At 27.3% G+C, this 17,637-nt stretch carries 17 protein-coding genes and 1 riboswitch; of the genes, 7 read left to right on the top strand and 10 right to left on the bottom strand.

What is annotated here, in order from left to right; translation table 11 throughout:
* Positions 1-237: 237 nt before the first annotated feature.
* From MBFIL_RS06810 to hdrC, 5 genes are all read right to left on the bottom strand, one after another.
* Positions 238-936: a metallophosphoesterase family protein gene (locus tag MBFIL_RS06810; protein ID WP_066972896.1), complete on the bottom strand. Its 699-nt coding sequence runs from the start codon at positions 934-936 to the stop codon at positions 238-240.
* Between the two features lie 358 nt (positions 937-1,294).
* Complete coding sequence (locus MBFIL_RS06815) at positions 1,295-1,819, bottom strand: DUF2096 domain-containing protein (RefSeq protein ID WP_066972897.1); 525 nt, start codon at positions 1,817-1,819, stop codon at positions 1,295-1,297.
* Positions 1,816-2,082, bottom strand: a complete 267-nt coding sequence (locus MBFIL_RS06820; protein ID WP_066972899.1) for a DUF749 domain-containing protein — start codon at positions 2,080-2,082, stop codon at positions 1,816-1,818. Before MBFIL_RS06820 ends, MBFIL_RS06815 begins: the two co-directional genes overlap by 4 nt.
* A 508-nt stretch (positions 2,083-2,590) precedes the next feature.
* Entirely contained in the window at positions 2,591-3,496 is a 906-nt protein-coding gene (gene hdrB / locus MBFIL_RS06825) for a CoB--CoM heterodisulfide reductase subunit B (protein ID WP_066972901.1), read from the bottom strand.
* 36 nt (positions 3,497-3,532) lie between these two features.
* Positions 3,533-4,465 (bottom strand): CoB--CoM heterodisulfide reductase subunit C, encoded by a 933-nt coding sequence (gene hdrC / locus MBFIL_RS06830; RefSeq protein WP_066972904.1) that lies wholly within the window; start codon positions 4,463-4,465, stop codon positions 3,533-3,535.
* Positions 4,466-4,734: 269 nt separating this feature from the next.
* Here hdrC and MBFIL_RS06835 point away from each other — a divergent pair, with 269 nt between their 5' ends.
* From MBFIL_RS06835 to MBFIL_RS06845, 3 genes are all read left to right on the top strand, one after another.
* Positions 4,735-5,466, top strand: coding sequence for an archaeosine tRNA-ribosyltransferase (locus MBFIL_RS06835; protein WP_066972906.1), 732 nt, complete (start codon positions 4,735-4,737; stop codon positions 5,464-5,466).
* A gap of 53 nt (positions 5,467-5,519) precedes the next feature.
* The gene (locus MBFIL_RS06840) at positions 5,520-6,020 is read left to right on the top strand and encodes a hypothetical protein (protein WP_066972908.1); all 501 of its coding nucleotides are present in this window, start codon (positions 5,520-5,522) and stop codon (positions 6,018-6,020) included.
* 753 nt (positions 6,021-6,773) lie between these two features.
* Positions 6,774-7,991 (top strand): ammonium transporter, encoded by a 1,218-nt coding sequence (locus tag MBFIL_RS06845; RefSeq protein ID WP_066972910.1) that lies wholly within the window; start codon positions 6,774-6,776, stop codon positions 7,989-7,991.
* 52 nt (positions 7,992-8,043) lie between these two features.
* On the opposite strand, the gene MBFIL_RS06850 is transcribed toward MBFIL_RS06845, so the two are convergent.
* From MBFIL_RS06850 to MBFIL_RS06860, 3 genes are all read right to left on the bottom strand, one after another.
* Positions 8,044-8,394, bottom strand: a complete 351-nt coding sequence (locus MBFIL_RS06850; RefSeq protein WP_066972912.1) for a hypothetical protein — start codon at positions 8,392-8,394, stop codon at positions 8,044-8,046.
* A 201-nt stretch (positions 8,395-8,595) separates the two neighbouring features.
* Entirely contained in the window at positions 8,596-9,399 is an 804-nt protein-coding gene (gene dph5 / locus MBFIL_RS06855; RefSeq protein WP_066972914.1) for a diphthine synthase, read from the bottom strand.
* 392 nt (positions 9,400-9,791) lie between these two features.
* Positions 9,792-9,864: riboswitch (Fluoride riboswitch) on the bottom strand.
* A gap of 43 nt (positions 9,865-9,907) precedes the next feature.
* Positions 9,908-12,070 (bottom strand): Tex family protein, encoded by a 2,163-nt coding sequence (locus tag MBFIL_RS06860; RefSeq protein ID WP_066972916.1) that lies wholly within the window; start codon positions 12,068-12,070, stop codon positions 9,908-9,910.
* Between the two features lie 375 nt (positions 12,071-12,445).
* Here MBFIL_RS06860 and MBFIL_RS06865 point away from each other — a divergent pair, with 375 nt between their 5' ends.
* The 4 genes from MBFIL_RS06865 to larE are packed head-to-tail and all read left to right on the top strand — an operon-like array spanning position 12,446 to position 16,082.
* Positions 12,446-13,075: a site-2 protease family protein gene (locus MBFIL_RS06865; RefSeq protein ID WP_066972918.1), complete on the top strand. Its 630-nt coding sequence runs from the start codon at positions 12,446-12,448 to the stop codon at positions 13,073-13,075.
* Between the two features lie 25 nt (positions 13,076-13,100).
* A complete protein-coding gene (locus tag MBFIL_RS06870) occupies positions 13,101-14,318 on the top strand; it encodes a YcaO-related McrA-glycine thioamidation protein (protein ID WP_066972919.1) in 1,218 nt (405 codons plus the stop codon).
* Between the two features lie 33 nt (positions 14,319-14,351).
* Positions 14,352-14,981, top strand: a complete 630-nt coding sequence (locus MBFIL_RS06875; protein WP_066972921.1) for a TfuA-related McrA-glycine thioamidation protein — start codon at positions 14,352-14,354, stop codon at positions 14,979-14,981.
* A gap of 48 nt (positions 14,982-15,029) precedes the next feature.
* Positions 15,030-16,082 (top strand): ATP-dependent sacrificial sulfur transferase LarE, encoded by a 1,053-nt coding sequence (gene larE / locus MBFIL_RS06880; protein ID WP_066972923.1) that lies wholly within the window; start codon positions 15,030-15,032, stop codon positions 16,080-16,082.
* 79 nt (positions 16,083-16,161) lie between these two features.
* Here larE and MBFIL_RS06885 read toward each other — a convergent pair whose 3' ends face one another.
* Both MBFIL_RS06885 and MBFIL_RS06890 read right to left on the bottom strand, forming a co-directional pair.
* Positions 16,162-16,584 carry a hypothetical protein gene (locus MBFIL_RS06885; protein WP_066972924.1) on the bottom strand — a complete coding sequence of 141 codons (423 nt, stop codon included), beginning with the start codon at positions 16,582-16,584 and terminating at the stop codon, positions 16,162-16,164.
* A 436-nt stretch (positions 16,585-17,020) separates the two neighbouring features.
* Positions 17,021-17,637: transposase (locus MBFIL_RS06890; RefSeq protein WP_157078714.1), on the bottom strand; the 617-nt coding region annotated here is incomplete at its 5' end.

A 17,637-nucleotide genomic window follows, 5' to 3' on the forward strand; every position in this document is an offset into this window, starting at 1 on the left:
AAACACATTAAAAAAGTTTAAAACTAAAACACAAAAAATAGACTAAAAAACTAAAACAAAAACTAAAAAACATCTAAAACCATATCCAACAATCATAAACCTTTATTTTAATTATGGATAATCTCCTTAAAAATAAAAATAAATTAAAATAATGATTTAACTGTTATTGTTTAAGGTATCTTTGAACCAAGGAAACGACCTCTTTTGTTTTAATATCTAATTTATTTAAAGCTGTTTTTAATTAAATTCTATGATATTAACTTTAATATCTAATCCATTTATGTCTATCAATATCCCCTTGTTATTTTTTAACATTCCCGGATTTACAACAATAGTATCATTAATTTTACTTATTGATTCTGCTTCATGAATATGACCACAGAGATTTAAATTAGGATTAAATTCTTTAATAATTTTATTAACACTGCTACTTCCAACATGAGCCCCATTTTCTATTTTATCAGCTTCACTATCGATAGGAGGTGCATGAGTAAGCAATACCCTCAGATTATCCTCAATAAAACTCCTCTTATCATTTTCATCAAGAATTAATGGTGATTTATTAAATAAATTTTTAAGATTATCATATAATTCTTCTTCACTAAATTCAAAAGGAGTATTAAAAGGAGTAGGATTAGACCCACCAAATGAATAAATAATAATACCTTTAAAAAATATAACTTTATTATGGGCAAAAATAGCATTAGATCTTTTAATAGCTTCAATAGACTCAGGATTATCACAATTTCCAGGAATAGCTATTATTGGTATTTCTTTTAAGAAAATATTATTTAAAAAATTTATAGCAAATTCAGGAGGTCCAAAATTAGTAATATCTCCTGAAATAATAAGAAGATCAATATCATTTTCATCTAAATACCTGTTGAATTTAGAATTGTCTTCACTATGTACATCACTTACTTGTAATATCTTCATAAAATCACCCTTTTCAATTAGTAGTTATATCTATAATAGTTATTTCTAATATAGGTTATGTTATTATTACTATTAATATTTAATAGATAATTACATAATAACAGCTGAAAAATAGAAATAAATAGAAATAAATAGTTTAAGTATCAAATAATATTAGTTAATACAATAACTATTCAAAATAAAGGATGCAAAAATAGAAATAATAAAATGAAAATTAATATTTAAGTTTATTAGCGAAAATAAATAGAAATTAAGAACAATCTTAATAATTATAAAAACATTTAATACTGTTTAGAGAAATCTCTGATTTCTCGTTTTTAAAAATTTGTTTCATAAATAGTAAAAAGAGTATGGAAGATTATTCTTTGAAAAAAGATGATAGTTCCTGTAATCCCTTTTTTACATTATCAGAATCACCATAAAGAGCTATTGTAACATCATCCTCGAATTCTAATATTAAATTATGATATTCTGCAATTTCTTGAACACGATCCTCAGAAATAGGTTTTTTTAAGTGAATTTTAGCAGTTGAAAACCCTGGAGGTGCATTTGATTTAAATTTAGATGACGAATCTGAGGTAGGATAAACTATTTGACCCAAATTAGCCCGTCTAAGCTTATCAATCCATAACTCACAGTATTCATCTCCTAATTCAGATGCATAATCTAACAATTTACTTTGGACTTCTGATATGACAATATTAACCCTATCAAACTCTTTTAACATATCTGGATGAGCGGTATCTCTTTTATAAAAATTAATAGAAGTTTTAAGAAGACTAATATTTTTATTTATAGATACTGGAACATTAACATTTCTTTTTTTGAGATCTGTGAGCAAGTTAACTAATATCAACCATGTTTGCTCAACAGGTAAACTCATAGGTGTCCTTCCAGAATTTTTAAAGTGGTGTGATTGACTTTTGCATCAGCTTCCTTCAATTCATTTCTAATTTGACCAATATCCTCGTAAGAATCTAAGAAAAGAACATGATGACTATCGGTTCCAGCGATATCTAAAATAGCTATCTCATCGTCGTCTTTAATTTCTCTTTTTTCAATAGTTGCTTTGAATTGTACATATGGACCATATTCAGCAGGAAGATCTCTGAATCTGAATATGCCCCCTAAAGTTGCTACAAACATATTATACTCCTTGAATTTTTTATTATTAATCCATATAATACATGCAAAACATTGCATATTATGTTTAAATACATGAGGATAATTTCTAAATTAATAGTAATCAACCTAAACAATGAAATATTATTGTAATACATAGATTAGTAAGATATTAACTATTTATATATTTTATTGTGGTTTACACATTATTAGTTATGTTTTACTCATATAAAAGTGATATGGTATTGAGCCAAATTAAACTATATTCAGTTATTGTAATTTATTAATTAATAATGTTTAGTTATTGTAATTATTAATTAATAATGTTTATTTAAGATAGTAAAAGTTTTTATTATATAATATCATGTTTAATGAACAAATAAATTGATCATTAAATAATATCATGAACTTAAAATATTATCAAAAAACTAAATAGCTATTAATTAATTACCAAAAACAAATTACTTAAAATATCTTAGCAAAACAGATTTAAGTAAATAACAAATAGGAAAAAATTAAAAAGGAGAAAAAATTATTCTCCAGCTAATTTATCTGCTTCTTCTACTATTTTAGCTAGAGCGGGAGCAGAATCAATTAAATGAGAGTCTAAAGTTAACTCATTAGCACCTAATCCCATAGCTAAACCGTATAATTGAGCTAAATGGAAAACAGGGACGTTATAATTAGTTCCGTATTTTTTATTAACTTCAGTTTGACCTACATCAAATTGCATGTGGCAGAAAGGACAAACTTCTACAATTGCATCTACACCAGCATCTGTCATGTTATCAAGCTTTTCTTTGGTGATGCTTAAAGTTACATCAATATCTCTTGCTCTAAGTCCTCCACCTGCACCGCAGCACATCATTTTATCTTTGTAAGGTACAGATCTTGCACCAGTTGCTTCTACTAAGTCATCCAATATAGTTGGTTTTTCAGCATTATCAATACCGATTTCATCACTTGGTCTAAGGAAATGGCAACCATAATGAACTGCAACTTCAAGATTTAAGGGATTTTCTACAAGTTCAGCTAATTTATCAAGCCCTACTGTGTTGTATAATACTTCAGCAAAGTGTCTAACATTTATAGAACCTTTGTATTCTTTTCCAACTTCAGCTAAAACTTCATTGATTTCATCTTTAAATGCTGCATCATGTTGGAGTTCAAGATTTGCCTCAAATAAAGAACCAAAACAACCATTACATTCAGTCATTAAGTCGGAACCCATTCCTTCAGCAATAGTTAGGTTACGAGCAGCAATAGAAGCCCAAGTTTTTTTATCAAATGAACCAAATACACCAGGAGCAGGACAACAAGATGCTCCTTCCATATCATTTAATTTAATACCTAATTTATCAAATAAAATTCTTGTTGCTTTTTCAATACCAGGATAACGGTTGTTCATTATACAACCTAAGAAATATGCAATTTCCATGTTAATATCTCCATAATCATTATAAAATTATTAGATTTATTCCTCATAATCAATTAATGTGTCAAAACCAGTAGCTTTACAAATAGCTTGAATATCTTTTAAAGCTGATTCGTCAGCATGAGTAGTTGGTGGAAGTTCAGAAAGACCAACTCTTTTTCTTAAGGCTTTAGTTGCATCATTAATTGGAACACCATGTCCAGTTTTAATAACATTAGCACCAGTAGCTTTGTGAGCAGGTGCCATGAATCCATTTTCTGCAGCTATATTACGTGCCTTTTTAATGATTTCAACAATTTTGATTTCTCTTGGGCATCTTTCTTGGCAAGTGTAGCAAGTAGTACACATCCATAAAGAAGGATCAGAAATCACATCATCTTTTAATCCCATTAAACATTTTCTTACAATTTGTCTTACTTTGTAAGGAGTTCTTCTTCCTGAAGGACACCCTCCACTACAAGTACCACATTGGAAGCAATTTTCAAGACTTTCAATACCTGCATCAACAAATAATTGAGTAAATTCTTTATCGATTTTTCCTAAGTTTATTACTTCATCATCTTTTAATAAAGTCATATTATCTCCTTTTTCTGATTTTTCTTCTGAAACCTTTTTATTTTCTTCAACATCTTCCTCAGAGCTTTCATTAGTGTTAGAATCATTAATTACTTTTTCTTCAATAACTTCAACTTTTTTCTCAGCATTAGTTGAGTTATCACCCAATTTTTCAGTATCTTTAGTAGATACTTTGGATTGGATAATTGATTCTATAGGTTCCTTTTCAAGTTCAGGTGTCTTAGAAACATTAGTTACAGAAGATTTCTTTTTTTCTTCTGTAATATTAATACTTGATGTTGGTTTTTTAGATAGCACATCATTCTGCTTTGTAATATTATCTACCATACCTTCATCAGAATTTACATCATTTTTAACTCCATTAAATAGAGCTTTTAGACGCTTAAACCAAGACATTAAAAACACACCTTAAGAAACTAATAAACAAACTAAATAATACATAAAAACAATAGTACATAATTAGTTTCTTATTATTAAATTTGAAAAGATAGTATATAAATATTACTAAAATTTAAGTTTGTGTAACCTTTTAGACACCACAAAAGTTATTAGAAAAAGTGTATCTGCATAAACTATTAATTAATCCATAAAATATTTATCTATAAAACTTAATAGAAAGAATTATAAAACTTATATTAAATTAATATGATAAAAAAGGAATTTAAATGAAAAAATTTGAAATAAAAATTCATAATGGTCCTGGAAGGCTTGGAAAGCTTGAAGATATAGAAACACCTAACATAGCTTTAATTACATCCTCTGAAATAGCTAAAGACGAACCTGCGCCTTACGATATTCAAAAAGAAATAGCTACTTGGAGTGTTAGAAGTACAATAAAAAAGGCTAAAGATGATGTTAGAGAAATTGGAGTCATACAAGGAGGGAAGTATCTAGATTTAAGAGTAGAATCTGCAAAGGAACTAGAGAAAATAGGATACAATGGTTTTTTAATAGCTAATGGAGATGATTTACTTCTTCATCCTAAAGATTTGGTAGATATTGTAATTAATTTACGTCAAAACATTAGTCCTAATAACTATTTAATATTTCCATTTGCCGAACCATCATTTATACCATTACTATGCTATATGGGAATTGATGGATTTTTAAACAAATCTGCTGAATATTATGCTCATTTAAATGTTTTAATGACAGCCACGAAGAATTATGATTTGAATGAATATAAAATATATGATTTAAGCTATAAAGAATTAAAAATTTCTAATGAAAACACACTAGATTTCGTTTTAAGAGAAGTGAGAGAACATATGAAAAATGGAACACTTCGAAATTTAGTAGAAGAAAGATCACTTACAAGTCCTCAAAATGTTTCTACATTGAAATTATTAGATAAAAAATATCAAGATTATCTTCAAAAATATACAGAATTATATTAACTAATCAGAATTTTAAAGAATTAAACTAATTAAAATCTTATTAAAGCGATAAAATGAACAAAAAATTTTATTTATGCATTATATCAGTTGTAGTTATAATTGTAATTGGAGTTATTTTAGTTTTAACTGGAACAATTGATGATAATGCAACAGTAGACAGTGCAAGCTGGGAAACAAAAGAATTAGTAGGAGTTAAGTTTAAACTACCTCCAAAATATGCTATGGGAACATTAATAAGTGGAAACACAGTCAATGGTAAATTCACAGGAAATTGTTATCAGTCACAAAATGGAGATTTCTTTATTTACATATTCCAATCAAAAGAAAACTCAAGTAACTGGAACAAGGAACTTAAAGAGCATATGAATAATGATACTAATTCAATTCAAATTATAGAGATAAATAAAAAGGAAATAAAAATATTTAAAGGAAATGATGGATATTCGACAGGATTTTTCAAAGTAAAAAACGATAAAATATGTATTAAATGGAAAGGAGATTTCAACAATAACATTAAAGAAATAATAAATAACCTTTTTACATTAAATAGTTAATAAGTAATAAAATAATATATACGTTAATAAAAAGAATTATATAAATAAACTCATTTATTCTTATTTATTCGTATTTTTGAAATATATATTTTCTGTTTTTATAATATTCAAACCAAAAAGTATATTAATAACTTTATTAATACATTAATTACGATATGAAATAGTATTCATATCTTTAATAGTTGATAGATGACTCAATTAATTATCAATTAATTAAATAGCATTGAGAATACAATCAGTTATTAACATATTATAAAAAAAACTTCATGAAAAATGGGCAATTATTATTTCATGAAACCATATATGTTCCCCTAAGTCAGCAATTTTTATATTATATTAATATTTCTCTCACTTTTACTTAAAAACCCAATATAATAACAACCCTAAAATTAATATTAAAGTATCAGAAATGTTAAAAAATAATATATCATTGCTTTCTTAGACTTTAACTTATATTTTACTATTTTTACAATTTTTACATGTTTTTTGCTGAAATTTAAAAGATAAAATTTATATACCATAATACTAAATCTTAATTTGCTGGCATAAGGTTTCCAGCTTCCGATTAATTAAATTTTTAAATTATAAATTAATTAGCAAACTATAGATTAGTTAACTAATAAAATGTAGTTAAACATTTAACTGCTAATAATGAATTTAATAATTAATTTATCATCTAATAATTAATTATATATCAAATTAATTGATATGTAGAAATCTATATATTATCTATAAATTTAAGGAAGATTTTTTATGGTAGATTTATTAAGTGCAGGAGACACAGGATGGGTACTTGTTTCAACAATAATGGTTCTTTTAATGAGTATTCCAGGTATTGCATTTTTTTATGGAGGGTTATCCAAAAGAAAAAATGTATTAAATACAATGTTTTTAACATTAATAGCATTTTCAATAGCTAGTCTTATCTGGATTTGTTATGGATATCAACTTGCATTTGGTCCAACGATTAATGGAATAATTGGATTTCCAAATCATTTAATGTTAAGTGGAATTGATATAAATGCACTAACTGGTACAATTCCAACATATGTATTTATAGCATTCCAATTAACATTTGCAGGATTAACAGCAGCCCTTATATCTGGAGCAGTGATTGGAAGAATTAAATTTTCATCCTGGATTGTGTTTATTGTAGCATGGCTTACACTTGTTTATGTGCCAATTGTGCACTGGACATGGGGTGGAGGATGGTTAATGCAATTAGGAATTCTTGATTTCGCAGGAGGAACCGTGGTTGAAATTTGTTCGGGTATGTCTGCACTGGCAATAGTATTTATCATTGGAAATCGAAAAGATCAACGACTTCTCCCACATAACTTAGGATATTCTGTTCTTGGAGCAGGATTCTTATGGTTTGGATGGATGGGGTTCAATGGAGGATCTGCACTTGCAGCTAATGGTCTTGCAGGTTCAGCACTTCTTGTAAGTAACACTGCAGCAGCAGCTGGTCTTGTAGTATGGATAATTCTAGACACCATAATAGATGGAAAACCAACGGTTCTGGGTGCAATGTCTGGAGCGATAGCTGCCCTTGTCGCAATAACTCCTGCAGCAGGATTTGTAGATCCAAGTGGAGCGATAGCTATTGGTATAGTTGCTTCAATAGTGTCATATATAGCAGTTACATATATTAAACCAAAATTTGGTTATGATGATGCATTAGATGTATTTGGACTCCACGGAATTTCAGGTATTTGGGGAACAATAGCTACAGGGATATTTGCAGTTTCAGCAGTTGGAGGAACAGCAGGACTTCTTTATGGTAACCCTTCACAACTGCTAATACAACTAATTGCAACAGTAGCAACAATAATTTTTGCGTTTGTCGTGACTTGGATAATAGCTAAAGTCATTGATATAACCATAGGGCTGAGAGTAACTGATAAAGTAGAAGTAGAAGGTCTAGATACTCATATCCACGAAGAAACAGGTTATAGATTTGAAGAATAAACTATATATTTATTCTTAAAATCAAACAAATTTTATAATCATTATCTATTTCTTAATCATCCAATTCTTTATCATCATTTTCTTTATCATCCAATTCTTTATCATCCATTTCTTTAACTTTTAATTTTTCCATTTCTTTTGCAATAAAATCCTCTTTTAATCTTCTTTTTTCTCTTGCCTTAAATATGTTTAATCTTTGATTATACCATTCTTTTTCCATATTAACACGTTCTTCACTTGGATTTTCAATCATTGATTTCATTTCATCAATATTTGAATAGCTACAACTAAAGAAGTTAGTGCAAACAGTAAAATTACAAAGTCCTATTGTTTTTTTCATAGTTTTACTTCCACATTCTGGACAACTTGTATCAAAGTCATATAAATCATTATTTTTTCCCATACTAACACCAAATAAAGAAAAATAAGTAATAGTTATGTTTTAAGAGATATTCTTAATTTTAAATATTTTATGAATATTTTTATTTTATAAATAATTATATATAATACTTATTTTAATTTATACACATTACAGTTAAATATTAAAATGTTTAAGGTTAATAAAAGAATGTATTAATATTAAATCAAGTATTAATAATTCTATTTAATAGTATTCTTGTAAAATCCCATTGTCTGCTCCAGCAATAGCTATTAAATACTCTGCTTCAACAATATGAAGTTTAGATGGAATTACTATGCAATGTAGAGGACTTCCAAAATCAAAATTAAGCAAATTATCTATTTTATCTGCCTTTACAATAACATCACTTGATCCAACTCTGGCTATTCCAATAGCCAATGTATTTTCATCAATAGAAACATCTTGACCAGTACCAATAAGTTCTTCTTTAACCTTAATTAAATACTCAAGCCCTTGATTAACACTCATATACCTATTTTTATGTGCTTGAATATCCAAAAGAACTAATGTATGTGCATTATTTTTAAGATTTTCTTCAATAGCTAAATATGGAGAGTGTGGAAAGAAATTTTCATCTGGAAAAGGAATCGTTGTTACTTTCCCAAATTTATAAGCCTGAAGCCCTGAAATTCCTGGAGCAGAAGATAAAATAGATGAACCATGAATAATGCTAGTATTTATTCCCTTATTTTTAGCTTCAACTAAAAAATCACTATGAGTTGTAGCTATTAAAGGATCACCTCCAGTGATTAAGGCAACATTTTTATGTTTAGCCTCTTTAAAAAAGATATTTTCCTCTTCAACTTCTTCTCTATTTAAAACAATGATTTCTTTTCCGATTAACCTTTCAATGGTCTTTAAACTTGATCCAAATAAATTAGATGTAAAAAACTCTGCATAAATCAAATCAGCTTTTTTTAAAGTTTCTAAACCCTTAATTGAAATATCTTTTTCATCAAACAATCCTAATCCTACTAAATACAACATAATGATTACCTGTTCATCAATGAATAAAAATTAAAATATTACATACAGACTAAAAATAATAAATAAAAAAATGTTAATTCATATAATATTAAATTAATTATAACCAAATTAAATAATTACAATACTAAATTAATTAAAACTAATTTTATAAACTAATGTCATGACTATTTAATTTTAAATGTTTATATATTATTAATTTCATACCACACAGCTAAAATAAAGAAAATTAAAGCTTAATTAAAAAGATAACGAAATGTTTAAAACCATAATATTGAATTGTCATGCCACTAATGAGTTATAAAATAAATATGTTTAGGCTATTTATTAAAATTTTGTATTGAATAATAAATAGATTAAAACAAGTAAAAAATAATCAGAAAATGATTAGTTTTGTATTTATATAGGTCATCAGCCACTTTTAAAAAGTTGGCAGTTAAATAGGTGAACCTCATCACCTTTAATTAATACTGTATATATGATAGTTAAATTAATAATATCTTGAAAAAGATTAAATTATCATAGAAAGCTGTATTCTCCTTCTTTGAATATCAACTTCAAGTATTTTAACTTCTACAATATCACCAACACTTACAACATCCAAAGGATGCCTTACAAACTTATTTTCTACAAGTTGAGATATGTGAACCAATCCATCTTGGTGAACACCAATATCTACAAATGCTCCGAAATCTATAACATTTCTAACTACTCCTTCAAGAACCATACCTTCCTCAAGGTCTTCAATTTCTAAAGTATCGGTTCTAAGTACTGGTTGAGGCATCTCATCCCTTGGATCCCTACCTGGTTTTTTAAGTTCAGTTATAATATCTCTTAATGTTATTACTCCAATATTTAATGTTTTAGAAAGTTCTTCTAAGTCCAAATCACCTTTAAAATCATCAAATTTAAGATTAATTTTACCAATATCCTCTAAATTATATTCTAATTTTTTAAGAAGAGCCAATGTTGCATCATATGATTCTGGATGAACTGTTGTCATGTCTAGTGGATTATCTGACCCAATAACTTTCATGAATCCTGCACATTGTTCAAATGTTTTTGGACCAAGCTTAGATACTTTAAGAAGTTCTTTTCTGTTGATAAATCCATTATTATCATCTCTATATAAGACTATATTTTTAGCTACTCCCTTGGAAATCCCTGCAACATAGCTAAGAAGTGGAACAGAAGCAGTATTTAAATCAACCCCTACATTGTTTACTGATTTTTCAACTACAGTTTTTAAAGAGTCATTAAGCTTTGTATTATTCATATCATGTTGATATTGACCAACACCGATTGATTTCGGATCGATTTTAACTAATTCTGCTAAAGGATCTTGTAAACGCCTAGCTATTGATGTTGCACTTCTTTGACCAGTATCAAAATCTGGAAATTCCTCTGTTGCAATTTTACTTGCAGAATAAACAGAAGCGCCTGCTTCATTAACAATAGCATATTTAACATCAGAGCCCGCTATAATATCTGCAACAATCTGTTCAGACTCTCTTGAAGCAGTACCATTACCAATAGCTATTATATCAATATTATATTTATAAATAAGTTCTTTAACAATTTTCTTAGTTTCTTGAACTTTATTTTGAGGTTCAGTTGGAAAAACCACCTTAGTATCTAAAACTTTACCTACTTCATTAACTACTGAAAGTTTACATCCAGTTCTAAATGCTGGATCCCATCCTAATACTGTTTTACCAACTATTGGAGCTTGCATTAATAATTGTTCTAGATTTTTAGAAAAAACCTTAATTGAGCTATCTTCTGCTTTTTCTGTTAAATATTTCTTAATCTCTCTTTCAATAGCTGGAGCTATTAATCTTTTATAAGCATCTAACACAGATGTTTCAATAATATCTTTTGTGAATAAATTATATTCACATTTAAAATCATCACTATGATCAATTAACATTTTTCGATTTAAATATTCAATTATTTCCTCAATTGGAGCGGAAATTTTTAGTTTCAAAATCTTTTCTTTATCACTACTTCCTCTATTAATAGCTAAAACTCTATGATTAGGTATTTTTGATACAGATTCAGAATATTCATAGTACATTTCATATTCTGAGGATAATTCTTTATCACGAGCACTTACCAGAAGTTCCCCTTCATCAAAAGTTATTTTACGGATAAGTCTTCTAAAATCAGCATTATCAGCTATTATTTCAGCTATAATATCTTGAGCACCAGAAATCGCATCCTCAACAGTTTCAACATCATCAGATAAAAAGTCATGAGCAATCTCCTCCACAGGAATTTTTGTGTTTTGAAGAAGTATTATATCTGCAAGAGGTTCCAAACCTTTTTCCTTAGCTATTGTTGCCCTTGTTCTCTTTTTAGGTTTAAATGGGCGGTAAATATCATCCACAAGAACCAAGGTATCTGCATTTAGAATTTTATCCTTTAACTCATCAGTTAATTTCCCTTGCTCATATATACTTTCAATGACTTGTTTTTTCTTTTCTTCTAAATTCCGCAAATAATGTAACCTATCATTAAATTTTCTAAGTATTTCATCATCCAATGAACCTGTAACTTCTTTACGATATCTAGCTATAAAAGGAATAGTATTTCCTTGATCAATTAAATCAATAGTGGCATTACTTTGCCAAGTTTGAATATTAAGCTCTTTTGATAATATTTCAGCAATCATGAAAAAATAATCTCCATTGTTATTAAACTAAAAGTAATAATTAAAACTAACTAAAATTTAATAATATATGAGTATTTAAATTATTAGCTAACCTATTATGTATTTAATATTAAATTATATTAATAAAAAATAGTTAATCGATTAATATAATTATATTGAGGTAGTAATGTAATTTAATTAGTGTAAAAAGTATTTAAGAAACTGTTAATATTAATATTTATCGTTTTAACTTATGAATAATTCAAAAATCTAAAATAAAAATAATACAAATTAGCTAAAAAATAATACTAACCATTAAAACAACAATTAACTAAAAAAATTAATATCCATAAAAATTAAAAAAATATATAAACCTCAAGGACATAATTTATAAACATGTTTAAAGTTACTTCTCGAGAAATAAGAGATCTTATTATTTCATTTATTGTTATTTCAGTAGCATTTTCCATACTTTATGCAAGAAATAGTGGAGAAATTAATGCTGAATTCCTCCCTACAATACTCCCTATGGTGATGGTGGGAGTAGGTTTAGGGTTTATACTTCACGAATTAGCTCATAAATTCACAGCTATTCATTATGGCTACTGGGCAGAGTTCAGAATGTGGTTTCCTGGTTTAGTCATAGCTCTCATAAGTCCAATGTTTGGATTTATATTTGCAGCTCCTGGAGCAGTTTATATAAACGGAGAATATATGAGTGATAAGGAAAATGGTATTATTTCACTATCAGGACCTGTAACAAATATAATTTTAGCATTATTATTCTTTGTAGGATCTAGTACCTTAGCAGGTATGGCTATTTCAGGAACTACATTTGAAACAATCCAGTTAGCTTATACCATTTGTAATCTAGGATTTGGAATAAATGCATTTTTAGCATTATTCAACTTAGTACCATTTAGTGTATTAGATGGAGCTAAAATAATAAGATGGAACCCTGTTATATGGTTAATAACTATAGCAATAGCTGGAATAATGACTTATATTTCTTTTATAGGTCTTTAATTTATATAATTAAATGTGAGATTAAATGTTTTCAGATATTCCTATAAAATATTTCGACTGTACTCATCGAGCTATAAGTCCAAAAGATACTTTAAAAAACTTTGAAGGTAAAAGAAAAATAGCTGGAATCACAAGAATAGGTGAAATAACACATTTAGATAGAGTTGGAGTCCCAGTTTACACAGCTATTAGACCTACTGCTAAAGAAGGAGGAGTTAGTGTATATGCTGGAAAAGGAGCAACAACTGAACAAGCAAAAGCTTCAGCTTTAATGGAAGGATTTGAAAGATATAGTAGTGAACAACAAGAAGAGGATAAAGAGAAATATAATATTAAAATAGCTAATTTAAATGAATTAAGCAATACTATAAATCCTAAAGACTTAATTATTCCAAAAAATAATTTTAAAGAAGATAAACCACTTGAATGGATCATATCAAAAGATATAACTAGTGGTGAATCATTTTATATTCCAAATAACACTGTTTTCCATCCATATGATCCAATTTACCAAAATCAGCAATTATTCAAGTCTAATACAAATGGTCTTGCATCAGGAAATGTTTTAGAAGAGTCAGTTCTTCATGGGATCTTTGAAGTTGTTGAAAGAGATGCATGGAGCATATTTGAGCTAAATAAAAATATAGGAACTGAAATTTTAAAAGAAACAATTGAAAATGAAATTATTCAAAATATAATCTCTAAATTTGAAAATGAAAAAATAGCTATTAAACTTATCAACATAACAGTAGACACTGATATTCCAACTATTATTGCTGTAGCTGATGATACTATTTCAAAAGACCCTGCACTTTTAACATTAGGTGTTGGAACCCATTTAAATCCAGAAATAGCTATTTTAAGAGCATTGACTGAAGTTGCTCAAAGTAGAGTTACTCAAATTCATGGAACTCGTGAAGACACTGTAAGAGCAGATTTCATGCGAAAAGCAGGGTATGAACGAATGAAACGGATGAATAAACATTATTTTAAAGATTATGAAAATAAAATAGCTATTGAAAACATTCAAAATTATTCATCAAATTCATTAAAAAAAGATATTGAAACAGCTATTAAAAAATTAGAAAATGCAGGTTTAAATAAAGTATTATTTGTTGATTTAACTAGAAAAGAAATTGAAGTTCCAGTTGTAAGAGTAGTTATTCCAAAAGCAGAAATTTATTCTGTTGACCCTGAAAGAATCGGAATGAGAGCTTTAAATTATAAAGCAACTCCTAAATAATACATATATTATCTACTAATCTATGTGAATCATATGAAAAAAATAATAATATATTTAGGACCTTCACTTCCACTAAACAAAGCAGAAGAAATATTAAAAGCTGATTACCGACCCCCAGTTAAAAGAAATGATGTATTAAAATCCATTGATGAATCACCAGATATAATTGGAATCATTGATGGTGTTTTTCACCAAAGCCCAGCAGTTTCACACAAAGAAATACTAAAAGCCATTGAAAAAGGAATAACTGTTGTTGGAGGCAGTAGTATGGGAGCCCTTAGAGCATCAGAATTAGACAGTTTAGGGATGAAAGGGATCGGTTATGTGTATAAACAGTATGCAGAAGGAGAAATAGAATCAGATGATGATGTTTCACTTACATTTACTTCAGATGATTACACACCAGTTAGTGAAGCATTAATTAATGTAGAATACAACTTAAATACAGCAGAAAAACAAAATATTATAAATTCAGAGGATAAAAAAGAAATATTAAAAGCAAGCAAAAGTATTTACTATCCTCTAAGAACATACCCTAAAATACTATCTAAATCTAAGATATCTGATGAAACAAAAGACAAATTTAAAGAATTTTTAAAAATAGCTATTGATATTAAACAACAAGATGCAATAGATTTATTAAAATACATTAAAGAACTATAAAGAAATATAAAACATTAAATGAATAAAAACAACAGTTAAGTGTTAAGAATGAGTCTTGATGAAAAAATAGAAAAAGTAAAAAGTGTAATTAAAAACAAAAAAATCATTGTGGCTTTTTCTGGAGGTGCAGATAGTACATTAATAGCTTATTTATCTAAAAAAGTCTCAAAAGACACAGTAGCTATTACAATAGACAATGGATTAATGCCATCTAATTTTTTAAAGGACAGCTCAAAAATAGCTAAAGAAATCGGCATTGAACAAATAACTATTTCCCAAAACTACTTAGAAAACAAAAAATTCAAAGAAAATTCTTCTAAGAGATGTTTTATTTGTAGAAATTTAATGTATTCTAAAATTAAAGAAATAGCTATTGAAAAAGGATATGATGCCATAATTGATGGTACCAATATTAGTGATTTACTTGAAGATCGTCCAGGAATAATGGTAAATTATGAAAATAACATTTTAAGTCCTCTTGTTATTGCAGGAATAGAAAAAAATGAAGTTATTGAATATTTACACAATAATAATATCAATTATTTAAAATCAACATCATGTTTAGCTACCAGGATAAAAAACAATACAACATTAACTTCAAAAAAATTAAATAGGATAAAGTACGGGGAAAATCTCTTAAAAAGTATTACAAAATCAGATATTGTAAGAATTAGAGATTATAATGACAATGCACATATTGAAATAGATAATATTGAATCATTACTTAATAAAAACACCTTAAATCTAATTGTAAGTGAACTTAAATCTATTGGATTTAAAAATGTATATTTAAACATAGAATCCAAATTTTCAAAGCAACAGGACATTGTCATTTATAAGCCTTGTAAAGATGAAGCAAATAAAATAATGTTTGAAAATGAACTTCCATATACCATAGATATATCTTCAACATGTAAAGAGCTAGAAAAAGTTGGAACCGTGAAATGTTCAGATAAAATGGGAGTAGCTATGTTAGAAATTGATGAAAAGAACATAACCTTGTTTAAAAATGGTAAAATAGTTGCCAGGAAAATTGAAGATAAAAAAGATGCTCAAGAAACACTAATAAAAGTATTACCTCTTATTAGAAGAGATATATGAACTAAATGCTAAATTAATAAGTAAATTAATAATTTTAAGTTATTATTAAGTTGTTTGTTAAGTTTGCTAAAATTGTTTATTAAATTTCCTTTTTAATGGATTCATTAATCTTTCGCCTAAAACTAGTTATTTTACTAATAGTATTTCTATTGTCGATTCCACCAAGTGCAATAACCTCTCCAACGATCTTAAACTCTATATTATCTGCTTTAAGGCTTTTTAAATAAATATTAACTGATGATGAGTCTTCCAATGAATCATTAGTTGAAATATCATATTCAATCGCTAAAACATCATGTGAGAAAACTTGACTAACTGCTCTTTTTATAACTGATTCTATAAGTTCTATAAATTTTTCAACAACTGGAAGACCTTTATTCCAGTAGTACCCTAATACAAACTTTACCTGAATATCATGTTCAGCATAATTATCCCCATTTTTAGCAGCGACAAATAATGTTGTTCTATTTGATTTAATTATTAATGAAGGTGCATTTTCCATAACATAACCACTTTATAAATACTAATGAAAATATTTAGATAATCCTAAAATAATTAATAAATATTACTAATTATAACTTATATAGGAGATCTTCCATAATTCATTGATTAGTTAATTGATATTTATTGGTTTATATTGTGATGATGAAGTAATATTAAGTTAAAATAAGGATTATTATTTAGTTTATTGGGTTTTAAGTGGGTTATGTTTGTTGTTTGTTTTCTAGTAAAGTTTATTAATCTTTGTGTTGAAATATGATTTTATGCATTAATGACTTTAATAATCTTTTTTTTATTAAGTTTTTGTGCATTTATTATGAAATTTGTATTAATAAATTAGTGCTTTTGTATGAATTATGTTTTGATAAATGGCATACTGACTAAGAGATACTTATTTAGACATGTATGGTTTTATACTATGTTTATTTATGTTTTTTCTAGTATATTGTGTCTTTTAGATTTCTTGTTCGTATTGTATTGTATATTGCATTTCTGATGTTTATTTCATTAGTTGCAGCTACTTTATTGGAGCCTAAAAGCATTAAAACACCATTACTGCGCTTAAGATAACCATTTATGCCTTCAGTTTGGAACCTTTCAGCATAAATAGTTAAATAGCGTTTTTGAGTCATTTTATTAATCATTTCATGTTTAAGTGTGGTGATTCTGTAGTTTATAGGAGTTACACCATCACCACACGAACATTTTTCCTTAAATGGGCATGATGAATGGGACAAGCAATAGTAATTATATGATCTTTCCATGTATTTTGGATTAGAGTTATGTTGACGATTATATTTACTGTTTATCTCTTTAATGTTCTCTAATGGTAATATTTCACCATTTAAACATGTGATTTTGTTATTTCCTTTTTCAAAATATTTTTTACTTATTTTTTCCAATTCTTCAATACATGGGGCTTTTTTAAGTCCATTGTTCACTCTGTAAATGTCATTAAGTTGTTTTGAGATTCCTTTGGGCATTATTAGTGCATTTATGTCATTTTTATCTGCTGTTTCTAAGTTTTCGTTAGAGAAATATCCTGAATCTAAAA

Source organism: Methanobrevibacter filiformis, assembly GCF_001639265.1.
GTDB lineage: Archaea > Methanobacteriota > Methanobacteria > Methanobacteriales > Methanobacteriaceae > Methanacia > Methanacia filiformis.